The sequence below is a fragment of the Streptomyces sp. D2-8 genome (assembly GCF_023184515.1).
Taxonomy (GTDB): Bacteria; Actinomycetota; Actinomycetes; order Streptomycetales; family Streptomycetaceae; genus Streptomyces.
The window spans coordinates 399,566-414,287 of sequence record NZ_JAAHBP010000001.1 but is presented as its reverse complement, the minus strand read 5'-3'; the positions used below and the strand labels follow the sequence as shown (position 1 = coordinate 414,287).

The 14,722-nt window shown below is 73.0% G+C and carries 13 protein-coding genes and 1 pseudogene; 8 read left to right on the top strand and 6 right to left on the bottom strand.

What is annotated here, in order from left to right:
* Positions 1-2: 2 nt before the first annotated feature.
* Positions 3-620 carry an NADPH-dependent FMN reductase gene (locus G3I77_RS01805; RefSeq protein WP_248500625.1) on the bottom strand — a complete coding sequence of 206 codons (618 nt, stop codon included), beginning with the start codon at positions 618-620 and terminating at the stop codon, positions 3-5.
* A 268-nt stretch (positions 621-888) separates the two neighbouring features.
* Here G3I77_RS01805 and G3I77_RS01800 point away from each other — a divergent pair, with 268 nt between their 5' ends.
* Together G3I77_RS01800 and G3I77_RS01795 are read left to right on the top strand one after the other, a co-directional pair.
* Positions 889-1,410 (top strand): hypothetical protein, encoded by a 522-nt coding sequence (locus G3I77_RS01800; protein WP_248500624.1) that lies wholly within the window; start codon positions 889-891, stop codon positions 1,408-1,410.
* Positions 1,411-1,539: 129 nt separating this feature from the next.
* Positions 1,540-2,199, top strand: coding sequence for a class F sortase (locus tag G3I77_RS01795; RefSeq protein ID WP_248500623.1), 660 nt, complete (start codon positions 1,540-1,542; stop codon positions 2,197-2,199).
* On the opposite strand, the gene G3I77_RS01790 is transcribed toward G3I77_RS01795, so the two are convergent.
* The gene (locus G3I77_RS01790; protein WP_248500622.1) at positions 2,137-2,529 is read right to left on the bottom strand and encodes a helix-turn-helix domain-containing protein; all 393 of its coding nucleotides are present in this window, start codon (positions 2,527-2,529) and stop codon (positions 2,137-2,139) included. The genes G3I77_RS01795 and G3I77_RS01790 overlap by 63 nt on opposite strands.
* Before the next feature lie 32 nt (positions 2,530-2,561).
* Positions 2,562-2,726 (bottom strand): annotated as a pseudogene (locus G3I77_RS01785) (sulfite exporter TauE/SafE family protein); the annotation flags it as partial.
* A gap of 161 nt (positions 2,727-2,887) precedes the next feature.
* On the opposite strand from G3I77_RS01785, the gene G3I77_RS01780 reads away from it, so the two are divergent.
* From G3I77_RS01780 to nirD, 3 genes are read left to right on the top strand one after another with little or no spacing between them, the layout of a single operon-like run.
* Positions 2,888-4,114, top strand: coding sequence for an NAD(P)/FAD-dependent oxidoreductase (locus G3I77_RS01780; protein ID WP_248500621.1), 1,227 nt, complete (start codon positions 2,888-2,890; stop codon positions 4,112-4,114).
* Positions 4,114-6,720 (top strand): nitrite reductase large subunit NirB, encoded by a 2,607-nt coding sequence (gene nirB / locus G3I77_RS01775; RefSeq protein ID WP_248500620.1) that lies wholly within the window; start codon positions 4,114-4,116, stop codon positions 6,718-6,720. The genes G3I77_RS01780 and nirB overlap by 1 nt, the downstream gene beginning before the upstream one ends.
* Entirely contained in the window at positions 6,717-7,067 is a 351-nt protein-coding gene (nirD, locus tag G3I77_RS01770) for a nitrite reductase small subunit NirD (protein ID WP_248500619.1), read from the top strand. The genes nirB and nirD overlap by 4 nt, the downstream gene beginning before the upstream one ends.
* 102 nt (positions 7,068-7,169) lie before the next feature.
* Here the strand turns inward: nirD and G3I77_RS01765 are convergent, their stop codons facing one another.
* The gene (locus tag G3I77_RS01765) at positions 7,170-8,450 is read right to left on the bottom strand and encodes a helix-turn-helix domain-containing protein (protein WP_248500618.1); all 1,281 of its coding nucleotides are present in this window, start codon (positions 8,448-8,450) and stop codon (positions 7,170-7,172) included.
* A 234-nt stretch (positions 8,451-8,684) separates the two neighbouring features.
* Between G3I77_RS01765 and G3I77_RS01760 the strand changes: the two genes are divergently transcribed.
* Positions 8,685-9,113, top strand: a complete 429-nt coding sequence (locus tag G3I77_RS01760) for a peptidase inhibitor family I36 protein (protein WP_248500617.1) — start codon at positions 8,685-8,687, stop codon at positions 9,111-9,113.
* A gap of 80 nt (positions 9,114-9,193) precedes the next feature.
* Here the strand turns inward: G3I77_RS01760 and G3I77_RS01755 are convergent, their stop codons facing one another.
* Positions 9,194-10,873: a SulP family inorganic anion transporter gene (locus G3I77_RS01755; RefSeq protein WP_248500616.1), complete on the bottom strand. Its 1,680-nt coding sequence runs from the start codon at positions 10,871-10,873 to the stop codon at positions 9,194-9,196.
* Between the two features lie 596 nt (positions 10,874-11,469).
* Positions 11,470-12,075 carry a carbonic anhydrase gene (locus G3I77_RS01750; RefSeq protein WP_248500615.1) on the bottom strand — a complete coding sequence of 202 codons (606 nt, stop codon included), beginning with the start codon at positions 12,073-12,075 and terminating at the stop codon, positions 11,470-11,472.
* A gap of 215 nt (positions 12,076-12,290) precedes the next feature.
* Here G3I77_RS01750 and G3I77_RS01745 point away from each other — a divergent pair, with 215 nt between their 5' ends.
* Both G3I77_RS01745 and G3I77_RS01740 read left to right on the top strand, forming a co-directional pair.
* Positions 12,291-13,115, top strand: coding sequence for a response regulator transcription factor (locus G3I77_RS01745; protein ID WP_248500614.1), 825 nt, complete (start codon positions 12,291-12,293; stop codon positions 13,113-13,115).
* Positions 13,112-14,599, top strand: coding sequence for a HAMP domain-containing sensor histidine kinase (locus tag G3I77_RS01740; RefSeq protein WP_248500613.1), 1,488 nt, complete (start codon positions 13,112-13,114; stop codon positions 14,597-14,599). The genes G3I77_RS01745 and G3I77_RS01740 overlap by 4 nt, the downstream gene beginning before the upstream one ends.
* The last annotated feature ends 123 nt before the right edge of the window (positions 14,600-14,722 follow it).

The following is a 14,722-nucleotide window of genomic DNA, read 5'->3' as shown; positions in this document are numbered from 1 at the left end:
GGTCAGCCCGCGTACGGCCACCTCCCCCTGGCCTCCCGCAACGCACGCCCCCACCACACCACTTGGTCCAGCATGGTCTTCGCGGCCGCGTCCGGGCCCGACGGGTCGCGCAGGACGCCCCGGTCGTCGAAGGAGGCGCCGGCGTTGTGGAAGGAGACGGTGTCGCGGACCGTCACGGCGTGCAGCTCCGCGAAGACCTGACGCAGGTGCTCCGCGGCGCGCAGGCCGCCGGACATGCCGCCGTAGGAGACGAGGCCGACGGGCTTGGCCTGCCACTCGGTGAAGTGCCAGTCGACGAGGTTCTTCAAGCCCGCCGGGAAGGAGTGGTTGTACTCGGGGGTGAGGACCACGAAGGCGTCCGCGCGGGCCAGCTTCGGGGTGATGCCGGACAGTGCGGCGGTCGCTTCCGGGGTCGGTTCGAGGGACATGGGCAGCGCGGTCTCGGCGACGTCCACGACCTCGGCGACCAGGTCGTCCCGGTCCCGGATGCGGCCGAGGAGCCAGTCGGCGACGACGGGGCCGAAGCGGCCGTGCCGGTTGCTGCCCACGACGAGGGTCAGGCGGAGCGGGCCGGTCGCGGTCTGCTGCGGGGCGGCCGGTTCGGTAGCGGTTGTGTTCATGCGGCACAGCCTCGTACCTCAACCATTGTTGAGGTCAAGCGCCGGCGCGCACCCTCGGGTCACCCGTTCACACGCGCGCCCCGCGCTTTTCCCCGGCCCGCCCGCCGAACGCCCGTGACCTGCCGAAACGGCCACGGGAAACCGCCGGTTCACCCCTGCCTGACACCCATTCACCCCAATCCTGACGCCCCCTCAGCAAGCGCGGTCGTCCCGCTGCCCGTTACCTCGGAAGGGCAGGCGCACGACCGAACCGCTCGAAGGAGCACCGATGCGACGTACCGCCCGGCCGCTGACCGGTACCGCGCTGGCTGTCGCCGCCGCGGCGCTCGCCACCGCCCCCGCGTACGGCGCGTCCGCCGGTGGCCTGGAGGTGTCTCCGGCCCCGGTCGTGCCCGGCGGTCAGGTCACGGTGCGCACGGCGGCCTGCGGCGAGCGCGGCTCGGCGACGGGTGACGCCAGCGCGGTCGGGGCCGGTTCCCTCAGCCTGGCGCCGGACGCGCACGGGCAGGGCGCGACCGGGCGGTTCAGGGTGCCGCCGAGCGCGCAGCCGGGAACGTACGAGATCACCGCCACCTGCCACGGCAGCGGTCGGCGGGTCACCGGGGACCTGGTGGTCACGCTGACGTCGATGCGCGGGCAGGTGCATCCCCGGGGGAGTGTGAAGACGGGGGTCGGCGGCGCCCTGGGCCCCGACCCCGTGCAGACCGCGGCCGGTGTGGCGGCCCTCGCCGTCGCCGCCGCGGGCGGTACCTGGCTCCTGCATCGCCGGGCGAGAGGCGACGGGATCTGACGGACACCCTCCGCTGTCCGTCGCCGGTACCGCATGTCCCCTCCCCCTCCGGGTCCGACGCCCCTCGCGGCCCGGAGGGGGGCACGGGGTGGGGCCCCGTCACGGAGGGAGATCAGGAAAGGGTCGGGTATGCGCAGGTTCCCCAGGTACGGCACCGGGTTCGGCAACCCGGCCAACGCCGCCATGGCGGCCGTGACGGTGTTCGCCCTGTGCTCCGGGGCGTGGCTGCTGCGCAACGGCGCCGAGACACACGCCCCGCCGCAGCCGTCCGCCACGCAGGCCCGGGCAGGGCTGGACGGCCGCGCCGATGAGCGGCCCGCCGTGCCCGCGCTGCCGCCCTCGCCGCCCCACCGCATCCGCATCCCGGCGATCCGGGTCAGCGCCCCGCTGACCGGGCTCGGGCTGACGAAGACCGGCAGCCTCGACGTGCCGCCCGCCGCGGACGAGAACCTCGCCGGCTGGTACGAGGCCGGCACCACCCCCGGTGAACGGGGCACGGCGATCGTCGCCGGACATGTCGACAACGCCGACGGCCCCGCCGTCTTCTACGACCTCGGCGCCCTGGCCAAGGGCAGCACGATCGAGGTGGACCGGCGGGACGGCGGTGTCGCGGTGTTCACCGTGGACGCCGTCGAGGTGTACGCCGCGAAGGACTTCCCCGACGAGAAGGTCTACGGCGCCGCCCGCCGCCCCGAACTGCGGGTCATCACCTGCGGCGGCGGCTACTCACGCGGCACCGGTTACCAGGGGAACGTCGTCGTCTTCGCGCACCTGACCGGCAGCCGGTGACCCGCTCAGCACGTGGACCCTCCCCCAGGCCCCGAGCGGTTCCAGTGCCTCGTTCAGGGACACGCCCCGGGGCGTCAGCGAGTACTCCACGCGCGGCGGCACCTCGTCGTAGGCCTCGCGGTGCACCAGGCCGTCGGCCTCCATCTCCCTGAGGTGCGAGGCCAGCACCTTCTCGGTGACGCCCGGCAGTGCGCGGCGCAGTTCGCCGAAGCGGCAGGGCCGTTCGTTCAGCGCCCAGAGGATCAGCACCTTCCACTTGCCGCCGATCAGATCCATCGCCGCGTCGATCCCGCAGACGTACGCCCCCGGCCGCCGCCCCGTCGTCCCCATGCCCGAGCTCCTCCCTGCCGCTGCCTGGACACCTTGTTGGTTCCCAGCGCGTGCGCGGCGGGTGTGTTCGCCGGCAGCCCGAGCAGCAGCACCGGCAGCAGCAGGAGGCCGCCCCCGCCGACCACGGCGTCGATCCAGCCGGCGGCGAGGGCCGCGACGCAGAGCAGGACGATCATGGTCAGCGATATGTCGGGCATGATCGCGACCCTATGCGAGGCCGGTGCGACGCCCCTCACAGCCGCCGTCGCCGCACGTCAGGAACCCTCACACCCACAGCCCCGCCCCGCTGAGGGCAGCGTTCCCCGCGGGAAACAGAGGCGATGCTGCCGGGTAACACCGGCATCGCACGCTCGAGTGCATGACCTCGAATGAGCGTGTGGTGGTGATCGGCACCGGCCTCGCGGGCGTACGGCTCGCCCGGCGGCTCGGTGAGCTCGGCACGCCCGCGCTGCTGATCGGCGAGGAGGAGCACCGGCCCTACAACCGGGTGCTGCTCGCCGAGGTGCTGGCCGGACGGTACAGCCCCGAGGTGATCGCCCTGCCGGCGCCCGCGCAGGCCACGCGCGGCCGGGTCGTCGGCATCGACCGCGACGGGCGGACCGTCGAGTGCGCCGACGGCACGGTGATCGCATACGACCGGCTCGTCCTCGCCACCGGCTCCAACCCCGTACTGCCGCCCCTGCGCGGGCTGTTCACGGGGACCGACGAGCAGCACGCACTCCCCGAGGGCGTCCACGCGTTCCGCACCATGGACGACTGCCTGGCCCTGTCCAAGGCGGTCCGGCCGGGCGCGAAGGCGGTCGTCATCGGCGGCGGGCTCCTGGGGGTCTCCGCAGCCCGGGCGCTCGCCCTGCGCGGCGCCCAGGTGGTGCTCGCCCAGCAGTCCGAGCGGCTGATGGAGCGCCAGCTCGACCCGGCCGCGTCCAAGCTCGTCAAGCGGCACCTGACCGACCTGGGCGTCGAGGTGCACACCGAGTGCCGGGTCCGGGACGTGCGCTGCGTCGGCGGCGCGGTCCGCTCGGTGGAGATGGCCGACGGCTACGCGCTCGACGCCGATCTGGTGGTCGTCGCCTGCGGTGTCCGCCCCCGGGTCGGTCTCGCGCAGGCCGCCGGGCTCGACGTCCGCAAGGGCGTCGTCGTCGACGACGAGCTGCGCACCTCCGACCCGCACATCCACGCGATCGGCGACTGCGCCCAGCACGCGGGCGTCCTCTACGGACTCGCCACTCCCGCGCTGGAACAGGCCGACGCACTCGCGGAACTGCTGGCCGGCGACGGGGCCGCCCGGTACACCGGCACGCGCTCCCTGACCCGGCTCACGCTGAACGGGCACGACAGCCCCTTCGACCTCGCCGCGTTCGGCGAGACCGAGGCGCTCCCGGGCGACGACGTCGTCCAGCTCGCCGACGCCACCCGCGGCACCTACCGCAAGGTCGTCGTCCGCGACGACCGCCTGGTCGGCGGGGTCCTCGTCGGCGAACTCGGCACCGTCGGCGCGCTCGCCCGCGCCTGGGAGGGAGCAGAGCCGCTCCCCTCCGACGGCGGCCCGCTGCTCCACCTGCTTACCAACGATGGAGGCTCCTAATGACCGCCACCGAGGGGGCCACCCCCACGATCGTGCTCGTCGGCCACGGCATGGTCGGCCAGCGCTTCCTCGAAGCGCTCGCCGAGCGCGGCCTGACCGCCACGCACCGAGTGGTCGTGCTCTGTGAGGAGCCGCGCCCGGCGTACGACCGCGTCCAGCTCACCTCGTACTTCTCGGGCACGACGCCCGAGGACCTGTCCATGACGGACATGGAGTTCATCAAGGACCACGGCATCGAGCTGTACGTGGGCGACCCGGCGGAGAGCGTCGACCGGGAGGCCCGCCGGGTCACCGCCCGCTCCGGTCTCGTCGTCGACTACGACGTGCTGGTCCTGGCCACCGGCTCGTACCCCTTCGTGCCGCCGGTCCCGGGCAAGGACGCCGAGGGCTGTTTCGTCTACCGCACGATCGAGGACCTGCTCGCGATCGAGGAGTACGCGAAGAAGGCCCAGGTGGGTGCCGTGGTCGGCGGCGGTCTGCTCGGGCTGGAGGCGGCCGGCGCCCTCAAGGGTCTCGGACTCACCTCCCACATCGTGGAGTTCGCGCCGCGCCTGATGCCGGTGCAGGTCGACGACGGCGGCGGCGCCGCCCTGCTGCGCACCATCGAGGAGATGGGCCTGAGCGTCCACACGGGTGTGGGCACGCAGGAGGTGGTGGTCGGCGAAGACGGCTCGGTCACCGGCATGAAGCTGTCCGACGGTTCCGAACTCGCCACCGACCTGGTGGTGTTCTCCGCCGGTGTCCGTCCCCGCGACCAGCTGGCCCGCGACTGCGGTCTGACGGTCGGCGAGCGCGGCGGCATCACGGTCGACGAGCAGTGCCGTACGGTCGCCGACCCGCACGTCTTCGCGATCGGCGAGTGCGCGCTGGCCTCCGACGGCCGGGTGTACGGCCTGGTGGCCCCGGGCTACGAGCAGGCCGAGACGGCGGCGGCCACGATCGCCTCGGACGAGGCGTCCTTCACCGGTGCCGACCTCTCCACCAAGCTGAAGCTGCTCGGCGTGGACGTGGCGTCCTTCGGTGACGCGCACGGCACCGCCGAGGACTGCCTGGACGTCGTCTACTCCGACTCCCGCGCGGGCCTGTACAAGAAGCTGGTCATCGGCCGCGACGGCACGCTGCTCGGCGGCATCCTGGTCGGCGACGCAGAGGCGTACGGCACACTGAAGGCGTTCACCGGCTCGGTCCCGCCGGTCGCCCCCGAGTCGCTCGTGCTGCCGGCCGGCGCCGGGGAGTCCGTCCAGCTCGGCCCGTCCGCGCTGCCGGACGACGCGATCGTCTGCTCCTGCCACAACGTCTCCAAGGGCACGATCCGCGGCGCGGTCACCGACCACCAGTGCACGACCGTGCCCGAGGTCAAGAAGTGCACCAAGGCCGGCACCGGCTGCGGTTCCTGCGTCAAGGTCCTCGGCCAGCTCGTCAACGCCGAACTGGAGGCCAGCGGCGTCGAGGTCGACAAGGGCCTGTGCGGCTGCTTCTCGCAGACCCGCGAGGAGCTCTACGAGATCGTCCTCGCGCTGCGCATCAACACCTACCAGGACCTGCTGGACCGCCACGGCCGCGAGGAGGCCCGGGGCGGTGACGGCTGCGAGACCTGCAAGCCGACGGTCGGCTCGATCATCGCCTCCCTCGCCCCGACGATCGGCGCGAGCGGCTACGTCCTGGACGGCGAGCAGGCCTCGCTGCAGGACACCAACGACCACTTCCTGGCCAACCTGCAGAAGAACGGCTCGTACTCGGTCGTGCCGCGGATCCCCGGGGGCGAGATCGCCCCGGAGAAGCTGATCGTGATCGGCGAGATCGCCCGCGACTTCGGCCTCTACACGAAGATCACCGGCGGTCAGCGGATCGACATGTTCGGCGCCCGCGTCGAGCAACTGCCGCTGATCTGGGCCCGCCTGGTGGACGCCGGCTTCGAGTCCGGCCACGCCTACGGCAAGTCGCTGCGCACGGTGAAGTCCTGTGTCGGCCAGACCTGGTGCCGCTACGGCGTCCAGGACTCGGTGAAGATGGCGATCGACCTGGAGCTGCGCTACCGGGGTCTGCGCTCCCCGCACAAGCTGAAGTCGGCGGTCTCCGGCTGCCAGCGCGAGTGCGCCGAGGCCCAGTCGAAGGACTTCGGCGTGATCGCCACCGCCAACGGCTGGAACCTCTACGTCGGCGGCAACGGCGGTGCGACGCCGCGTCACGCGGACCTGCTCGCGCAGGACCTGTCGGACGCCGAACTGGTGCGGCTGATCGACCGGTTCCTGATGTTCTACATCCGCACGGCCGACCGCCTGGAGCGCACCTCGACCTGGCTGGAGCGGATCCCGGGCGGCCTGGACCACGTACGGGACGTGGTGGTGCACGACTCGCTCGGCATCTGCGACGAGCTGGAGCAGCTGATGCAGGCGCACGTCGCGCACTACCGCGACGAATGGGCCGAGACCATCAACGACCCCGAGAAGCTCTCCCGGTTCGTGTCCTTCGTGAACGCACCGGACACCCCGGACCCGGTCGTCGCCTTCGTGCCCGAGCGCGACCAGATGAAGCCCGACCTGCCGCTGCTGTCCATCGGCATGCGACCCGCCGCTGACGTACTGGAAGGAAGCGCCCAGCGATGACCCTGGCACCCGAGACCACCGACCTCAAGATCGAACTCGCCCTGGACGGCGACTGGTTCACGGTCTGTGACCTGAGCACGCTGCTCCCGGGCCGCGGGGTGGCGGCGCTGCTGCCCGACGGCCGGCAGGCCGCGATCTTCCGCGACCGCTGCGGTGACCTGTTCGCCATCGACAACCGCGACCCCTTCACCGGCGCCGCGGTCCTCTCCCGGGGCCTCACGGGCACCCACCGGGGCCGCCCCTTCGTCGCCTCCCCCCTCCTGAAGCAGCGCTTCGACCTGACGTCCGGCGAGTGCCTGGACGACGAGACGGTACGGGTGACGGCGTACCAGGTGCGGATCGCGTAGTCGGCCGCCTCTGAGAACACCCCTCCTTGCGGAGGGGTGTTTTCCGTGCGCGAGCGGGCTCCGCCGCACACCTGCGCGATACCGAGGCGCCGGGCACAACGTTCATGCTGGGTCCGTGCCCGCCGTGGGCGAGTGCGTCGGTGTCGGGGACCGGGGTGCGTCGGCGGCGCGTTCGCAGTGCGGCCAGTCGCCGAAGTCGCGGTCCCTGCTCCACAGCTTCCGGGCCGCCTGGATGTTCCACTCCGGGTCGAGGGCCTCACGCGGCGTGCCGCCCAGTTCGCGCAGCCGGGCGTCGGAGATCTGGAACAGGCCCCAGTTCCGGGTGCCGTTGGTGTTGGGGAGGATGTGCAGCGGGTCGAGGAAGGACTGGCAGTCGGCGATGGCCACCGCCTTGTCCGGCACTTCGGGGAACACCTCCCGGACCCGCTGCCGCACCTTCTGCGGCGACCACACCCCCATCCGGACAGGCGAGGTGTAGAGCGCCTTCTTCGTCGGCTCCGCGACGACCCCGTTGGGCTGCAGTCCGGCGAGCACCTGGAAGGCCGTGACCCGGCGCAGGGTCTGCGGGCCGAAGTCCCCGTCCACGCCGATGTCCGCGCCCTTGGCGTGCAACAGGCGCTGCACCTCCCGCACGCACTCGTCGTGCTCGCCCATCGCGATCACGGGCGGGCAGTTGGCCGAGAACAACGGCCGGACCGCCTCGCCGGTACTCCGGCCACCGCCGTCACCGTCGCCTGAGGGCGACCGGCCGCTCGACAGCACCCAGGCCGAGACCGTGACGGCGGCGATGACCGCGGCGATGACGACGGTGGCGCGCAGCCGGTGCCGGCGCGGCTGCCGCGCGGGCCGGGGTGCCGCACCGGGGGCGGGCTGCTCCGGTGCCCGGTCGCCGTCCGGGGCCGGGGCCGGGCCCCGGACCGGGGTTGAGGCCGGGCCCCCGTCCGGGGTCGGGGCCTTGGTGGGCGCCTCTGCTTTCGGTTCGGCTTTCGGCTCGGCTTTCGGTTCGGTCTTCGGCTCGGTCTTCGGCTCGGTCTTCGGCTCGGTCTTCGGCTCGGTCTTCGGCTCGGCTTCCTGCGTCGCCTCCGGTTCCGTCCTCGCTGCCGCTTCCGACACCGCTCCCTGTTCCGCGGCGGCACGTGCCGCGTCCGCCAGTGCCCACAGGCGGTGCAAGGTGCGCAGTTCGTCCGGGGTCGCGCCGCAGACCGTGGCCAGCCGGTGCACGCTCCCGTAGTCCTGGGGCACCGACGCGCCCCGGCAGTAGCGGTGCAAGGTCGAGCCGGCCAGTCCGGACTTCCTGGCGAGGGCCTCGTAACTCAGGCCGGACCGGCTCTTCAACGAACGCAACAGCGCGGCGAACCGCTCCGTTTCCGGGCATGCGGACAAGGCCGTTCCCCCCTCGGGAATCCCCACAGGACGCTGGTCGGGCGTCTCGTGCCGACACTGTGCCACCAAAGGCGTCCCATGGCCGTCCCAACGGTTCCGGAACGCGCCAGGTGCGCGGCCTCCCGCCGTCCCGGCATCCCAGCGGGCCCCGCCGTCCTTGCCCGGCCCGGTCGTGCCTTGCCAGCGTCGGGCCGTCCGCACCACCGTCCCCCGACCTCCGAGGAGACCAGGGCCATGCGCCTTTCCCTTCGCCGGCACACTCGTACGAACCCGCTGATCGCGGTTCTCGCCGTCAGCGCCGCCGCCGTCACCGCCCTGGCCGTGCCGAACTCCGCGTCGGCGGCCCCGGCCGCTCCGGCCGCGGTGGACTGCGCGTCCGGGCACATCTGCTTCTGGACCGGCGCCAACTTCACCGGCAGCAAGTGCGCCTGGGACGTGGCCGACCCCGACTGGCAGAGCGGTGCCATCAGGTGTTCCTGGGCCGCCACGACCAACGTGAAGTCGGTGTGGAACGCCGGCACCAGCAGCTCCAGCGGTGTCGCGTACTACCGCGGCGCCAACTACTCCGACCGGGTCGGCTGCACCCGGCAGCAGCACGGCGGCAACCTGGCCGGTACGTACAAGGTCCGCTCCCACAGGTGGATCTCGGGCAGCTGCGGCTGACCCGGCCCCCGGCACGAACGCGGTGGCGTGCACGCCTGCTCGGGCGTGCACGCCACCGCGGTATGTCCCCCTGGAGTGGGTCAGCCCACGAGGGGCGAGCGCGCGTGCTCCTCCGGGAGGGGCCGTGTGTCGAGGTAGAACCACTCGGCGTCGGCGGTGGGCCAGGGCGGCGCTTCCACGGTCTCCTGGGCGGTGGTGGTGACCGGGCGCCTGGGCAGCGGCGCCGTCGCCGGAGCCTCGAAGGCGGGCGTCGCGGAACCGGCCGGCTGCGCCTCCCCCGGCATCAGCAGCTCCACCCGCAGCCCCAGTCCCCGCTGCTGGGCGGTGAACTCCTCGACCTGGTTGCGGCAGGCGTGGTCCAGGTGGGTCACGCCGGTCAGGTCGAGGCGGATCCTCGGCTTCCCGGACGCGGCGGCCGCCTCCAGCGCGTCGATCACCTTCGGCAGCCGCAGGAACGTGGCGTTGCCCGCCATGACGACCTTCGCCGTGTCCTGCTCGACGTGCCGGCTGATCACGGTCTGCGACATGCGCAGCGCGGCCAGCACGATCCCCGCGGCGAGACCGAAGAGCACACCCTCCAGCAGCGCGGTCGCCACGATGACCAGCATGGTCAGCGTCATCACCGCGAACTCGCCCCGGTCCTGCCGCCACATCTTGGGGAACTCGGCGGGCCCGAACAGCTTCCAGCCGCTGTGCACGAGGACGCCGGCGAGTACGGAGATCGGGATCAGCGCGAGCACCTGCGGCAGCAGCAGCGCGAACAGCAGCAGCCACAGGCCGTGCAGGGTGCGGGAGAGCCGGGTCTTGGCCCCGGCCTGGACGTTGGCGGAACTGCGGGCCACGACCGCGGTGATGGGGAGCGCGCCGAGGATGCCCGCGACGGTGTTGCCGGCGCCCTGGGCGATCAGCTCGGTGTTGTAGCGGGTGCGTGGGCCGTTGTGCATACGGTCCACGGCGGCGGCCGTGAACAGGCTCTCCGCGGACGCGATGACCGTGAAGGTGAGGATCGCGGTGATGATCGTCCCGTCGGCGAGTCCGGCGAACTGCTCCGCGCCCGGCACCTGCACGGAGTTGAGCAGGTTGCCCACCTGGAGCGTCTTCACGTTCACGCCGGGCAGCGCGGCGACGACCATGCCGATGCCCACGGCGACCAGGGCGGCGGGGATCTTCCCGGCCGGCCCGGGCACCTTCTTCCACACGAAGCTGAGCACGACCGTGACGGCGCCGAGCAGGGTGGCGATCATCGCCTGCGGGTCGGTCAGGACGCCGGCCAGCAGCCCGGGGATCCCGGCCATGTTCTCGAGCGCGGTGCCGGGGGCCTCGGCGTCGGCCATCGGGTAGGCCTGGCTGAACATCAGCGGCACGCCGATGCCGGCGAGCATCCCCTGGACGACGGCGACCGAGATGGCCTGGAACATCCGGCCCAGCCGTACCAGTCCCAGGACGATCTGGAGGATGCCGGAGAACAGCACGATCACGCCGAGCATGGCCACGCCGACCTGGGCGACGGTCTCCGCGACCAGCGCGGCGAGCCCGGCGGCCGGGCCGCTGACCTGGAGCGTGCTGCCCCGGACCGCGCCCACGACGAGACCGCCGATCACCCCGGAGATGATCCCGAGCTCGGCGGGCACGCCGGAGGCGACGGCGACACCGATGCACAGCGGCAGGGCGACGAGGAAGACGACGAGGGAGGCGATGATGTCGGTGGCGATGTCTCCCTTCGCTCCGCCCTTGCCGCCGGTGGCCTTGGCACGGCTCATCGCTCCGCGGATCAGCCCGCCCAGCGCACCACCGCCCACCATGCCTGCGCCCCCACCACCGGCCGGGCGCCCCCCTGAACCGCCCCCGGACCGGCCTCCGGAACCCCCCGGCCGGGCTTCTGCCGGCCCGCCGATCCCCCAGCCACCTGACCCGCCGGCCACGCCTTCCCCGGTGCCGCCTCCGGGATCAACCGGTGCGCCTCCCGGCGCCCCGCCCCACGCGGCACCACCCACCGGCCAGACTCCGGTGTCCCCCGCGGAACCCCCCGTCGGCCGGCCCCCCGTGTCCCCCTCGGAACCAGTCCGCCACTCCGCGCCGCCTCCCGACGACGGCCCTCCCCCCGAACCACCGCCCGCCGGATCTCCCGCCGACCAGCCCCCCGTGCCTGCCGCCGCACCGGCCCTCCCCCAGCCTCCGGTCCCTGCCGCGGGTCCTGGTCCCCAACCCGCGGCGCCTGCCGCGGAATCGGCCGCCCCCCAGTCCGCCGTACCCCCCGCCGCCCCAGCAGACCACCGGTCAGCCGTGCCCTCCCCCGCTCCACCCGGCCGCCCGCCCCCCGGGCCGCCCCGCGTCCTCCCCCGCGCGTGCGCCCCGCTCACGCGGCGTGCACCCGGAAGTCGCCCTCGCCGCCGAGTTCGTAGACGAAGCCCGTGTCGACCTCGTAGTACCAGCCGTGCAGCCGGAGCCGGCCCGAGTCGAGGCGCTGCCGCACGACGGGGTAACTCCGCAGCGCGGCCAGCTGGTTGACGACGTTGCCCTGGGACACCTCCGGCAGGGACGGGTCGTCCGGGGCCGTCTCCAGAACCGAGGTCAGCTCCGGGCGGGCGAGGCGGAGCCAGGCGTCCACACCGGGAAGGGCGGACAGGTCGTCGCCGGACTTCAGCGCACCCATCGCACCGCAGTGTGAGTGACCGCACACCACGATGTCCTGAACCCCGAGCACCTCCAGTGCGTACTCGACGGTGGCCGCCTCTCCACAGGCCCCGGGCCGTCCGTAGGGCGGCACGATATTGCCCGCGTTCCGTAGCTCGAATATCTCCCCGGGCCGTGCGCCTGTGATCATCGCGGGTATGACCCGCGAGTCCGAGCAGGTAATGAACAGGGCCTCCGGATATTGCCCTTCAGCCAGTTTCCGATATTCGCCGCTGTCGAAATCGACGCGCGTCCTGAACGTGCGGGCACGGTCCAGCAAAGCCTTCAACACACTCTCCTGAGCTGGGAGTTCATCCTGTGATCCCACCGTAGACCGCCGACCTACAGAGGAAGGTTAAGCAAAGTCCAGAGCCCGGACAGCAATTGAACATTCTTTGTCGGATTCCCAGATGCAGCGTCATCTTGTAGCGTGTGAACTCCGTGGCAGGGAATGTGAATTGACGCTGCCCGGATTCATACCGGCTTCACGGAGAGACAGGACGTATGGGCCTACGAGTGCTGCTCATCGAAGACGACGAGACGATCGCCGAGCCGCTCACCGAAGGGCTCGGCCACTTCGGGCTGACGGTCGACCACGTCGCCACCGGGACGGACGGTCTGAGAGGCCCGTACAACGACGTCGTCCTGCTCGACCTGGGGCTGCCGGACATGGACGGCATCGACGTCTGCCGCGGCATCCGGCAGGTCTCGGACGTGCCCATCGTCATCCTCAGCGCCCGCGGCGAGGAGGCCGACCGTGTGCTGGGCCTGGAGCTGGGCGCCGACGACTATCTGGCGAAACCATTCAGCGTGCGGGAACTGGTCGCCCGGGTCCGTGCGGTGACCCGCCGCACGCAACGCACCCACCAGGCGTTTCCCGAGACCGTGGGCCCCCGGGGCACCCCCGAGCCGCCGTCGTACGAGCCGGCTCCCGCCCCCGCGTACGAACCGGCCCCGCCCCTCTCCTGTGAACCTCCCGCGGCCACCTCCTACGACCCCGCCCCCGACCCGCCGCACGACCCGGGACCGCTCGTCGTGGACCGCCGTACCCGCCAGGTCTGGGTGGGCGACGCCCCCGTCCTGCTCACGCCCAAGGAGTTCGACCTGCTGGCGCTGCTCAGCGAGGACCCGGGCGCGGTCTACTCGCGGCAGCAGATCCTCGACCGCGTCTGGGACCCGCACTACGACGGCCCGACCAAGACCCTGGACGTCCATGTGGCCGCGCTGCGCCGCAAGTTGGGGCACCCGGCGTGGATCAGAACGCTGCGGGGCGTCGGGTTCCGGCTGGCGGTGCACACCGGGCCGACCGCGCAGGTGGCCTCTCCGTGACCCGCCGGCTGCTGCTCAGCTACCTCAGCCTCGCGGCGCTGGTGCTGCTCTGCCTGGAGATCCCGCTGGGCTTCGTGTACTCGCGCGGTGAGCGGGAGCGGGTCGTCAGCGCGGCGAAGGACGAGGCCGAGTCGGTCTCCGCGTACGCCGCGCTGTCCCTCGCGGCGGGGCGGGCCGAGCGGGATCTGCCCGAGCGGGTGGCGCACTGTGCGCGGCGCATCGGCGGGAAGGTGGTGATCGTCGGCGCCTCGGGCGCGCCGCTCGCCACCTCGCACCCGATGGATGCCGACATGTCCGGCGACCTGGCGGCGCGGCCGGGCATCGCGGCAGCGCTGCGGGGCACGTCGACCGTGGACGTCCGGACCTCCACGATCGGCGGGGTCGAGTACCTGTCGGTGGCCGCGCCGGTGGGCCAGGAGGCGCGGCCGACGGGCGCGGTGTGGCTGACGGTGCCCACCCGGACGGTGCACGAGCGGGTCCACCATGTGTGGCTGCTGCTGGCGCTGGGCGGACTGGCCGTGCTGACGGCGGTCGCCGTGGTCGGTTTCGCCTTCGCCCGCTGGGCGGGCCGTCCCATCCGTGAGCTGGAGCAGGCCACCCACGACTTGGCCGACGGCGGCCGGTTCGCGCCGGTGACGGTCACGAAGGGGCCGCCGGAAGTACGCAGCCTGGCCGCCGCGTTCAACCACACCGCGGCGCGGCTCGCGCATCTGCTGGCGTCCCAGCGGGCGTTCGCGGGCGAGGCCTCGCACCAGCTGAAGACACCGCTGGCGGCGCTGCGGCTGCGCCTGGAGAACCTGGAGCCGGACATCGCCGCCCGGGCCCGGGGCAGCCTCACCGCGGCCGTCACGGAGACGGACCGGCTGGCCCGGATGGTCGAGCACCTGCTGGCCATGGCCCGGCTGGAGGAGCACGCGGCCATCCCCGGCACCGTCGACCTGGGCGCGGTCTGCGCGGAGCGGCACCGTACCTGGCAGGCCCTGTTCGCGCGGGAGGGCGTCTCCCTCGTGCTCTTCGCGGGGAGCGTGGGCCCGGTGCTCGCGGTGCCGGGGGCCGTCGAGCAGATCATGGACAACCTGCTGTCCAACGCCCTGCGGGCGTCCCCGGCGGGCAGCACCGTCACGATCGAGCTGCGGCTGCACGCCCCGCCCCGGCGGGCGTTGCGCGACAGCCGGCCCCGCTGGGTCGACCTGCACGTCACCGACGAGGGCCCGGGCATGACGGAGGAGCAGCGGGCCCGCGCCTTCGACCGCTTCTGGCGCGCCCCGGGCGCCCCCAAGGGCGGTACGGGACTCGGTCTCGCCCTGGTGCAGCGCCTGGCCCATGCCAGCGGCGGCGAGGCGACGCTGCGCGCGGCGGCGACCGGCGGCCTGGACGTGGTGATCCGGCTGCCGTCCGCGCGGCCGACGGGCGAGGGCGGCCCCGGGCCGGGCGGCGACCGCCCGAGAAGGCCGAGACGGGAGGTTCCGGCGCTGCCGGCGTAGACCGGCAGTCGCAGGGCACGGGCGGCACACAGCATGCCGCCCCACGGCCATGAGTTGTCCATGCCCCGTCAACCCGGCCCCCCTAACGTCCTTTCTGCCTCCCCCACGCACGACCCTGCCGTC

What these genes read in the sequence shown, in the direction of transcription:
- G3I77_RS01795 (WP_248500623.1), top strand. Translation starts at nt 1,540, where the DNA reads ATGCGCAGGTTCCCCAGGTACGGCACCGGGTTCGGCAACCCGGCCAAC.
- G3I77_RS01760 (WP_248500617.1), top strand. Translation starts at nt 8,685, where the DNA reads ATGCGCCTTTCCCTTCGCCGGCACACTCGTACGAACCCGCTGATCGCG.
- G3I77_RS01755 (WP_248500616.1), bottom strand. Translation starts at nt 10,873, where the DNA reads ATGAGCCGTGCCAAGGCCACCGGCGGCAAGGGCGGAGCGAAGGGAGAC.
- G3I77_RS01780 (WP_248500621.1), top strand. Translation starts at nt 2,888, where the DNA reads ATGACCTCGAATGAGCGTGTGGTGGTGATCGGCACCGGCCTCGCGGGC.
- G3I77_RS01800 (WP_248500624.1), top strand. Translation starts at nt 889, where the DNA reads ATGCGACGTACCGCCCGGCCGCTGACCGGTACCGCGCTGGCTGTCGCC.
- nirD (WP_248500619.1), top strand. Translation starts at nt 6,717, where the DNA reads ATGACCCTGGCACCCGAGACCACCGACCTCAAGATCGAACTCGCCCTG.
- nirB (WP_248500620.1), top strand. Translation starts at nt 4,114, where the DNA reads ATGACCGCCACCGAGGGGGCCACCCCCACGATCGTGCTCGTCGGCCAC.
- G3I77_RS01745 (WP_248500614.1), top strand. Translation starts at nt 12,291, where the DNA reads ATGGGCCTACGAGTGCTGCTCATCGAAGACGACGAGACGATCGCCGAG.
- G3I77_RS01805 (WP_248500625.1), bottom strand. Translation starts at nt 620, where the DNA reads ATGAACACAACCGCTACCGAACCGGCCGCCCCGCAGCAGACCGCGACC.
- G3I77_RS01790 (WP_248500622.1), bottom strand. Translation starts at nt 2,529, where the DNA reads ATGGGGACGACGGGGCGGCGGCCGGGGGCGTACGTCTGCGGGATCGAC.